At 73.2% G+C, this 637-nt stretch carries 1 protein-coding gene; it reads right to left on the bottom strand.

The genetic code is table 11. From position 1 onward, the window contains the following. On the bottom strand, nt 1-635 hold a 635-nt coding region (locus DSP71_RS18285), incomplete at its 3' end, for an NAD(P)-binding domain-containing protein (protein ID WP_258546540.1). Between the last annotated feature and the right edge of the window lie 2 nt (nt 636-637).

The raw sequence follows: 637 nt of genomic DNA, 5'->3' as shown, positions 1-637 counted from the left end.
GACGAGCCTGCCCGGGCGTGGACGGGGAAGGTACGGGCGGGTCGGTGCGGGCGCCGGGTGCGGACCGCGAGGGTGACCTCGTGGGAGGTGGATAGCTCTCGCGCCAGCTGCACGCCGCTGTTTCCGCCGCCGACGATCAGCACCCGCCCGGTGGGCACCTGCCGGGGGAATTGGTAGTGGGCGCTGTGCACCACCACCCCGGGCACCCGCAGCTGCTGCGCCCACGCAGGGATGCGGGGGTGGGTGGCGGCGCCGGTCGCGCACACCACGTTGCGGGTCTGCACGTCGCCCTCTGCGGTCTGCAGCTGCAGCACCGACCCGTGACCGACGCGTTCCACCCCGACCACACGCAACCCCCAGAACGGGTCCACCCCCAGGGTGTGCTGCACCTGGTCCAGGTAGTTCGCGATCTCATCCGCCCGCGGGTGCTCGTGCGGGTCCACCGGTAGAGGCCGGACTGGCAGCGTGCTGTGGCGGGCGTCGGATAGCAGCCGCATCGAATGCCACCGGGACGCCCAACTGCGTTGCCGGTCCGTGGCGGCGTCGACGACCACGAACTCCTGCTGCGGCCGGAACCCCAACCCGATCAGCGCGGCGGCCACCGCGAGCCCGGCCTGCCCGGCCCCGACGATGATCG

Source organism: Microbacterium sp. H6 (genome assembly GCF_003314775.1).
GTDB lineage: Bacteria > Actinomycetota > Actinomycetes > Actinomycetales > Microbacteriaceae > Microbacterium > Microbacterium oxydans.
The sequence above is the reverse complement of the archived record's forward strand: the minus strand, read 5'-3'. Positions and strand labels throughout refer to the sequence as shown.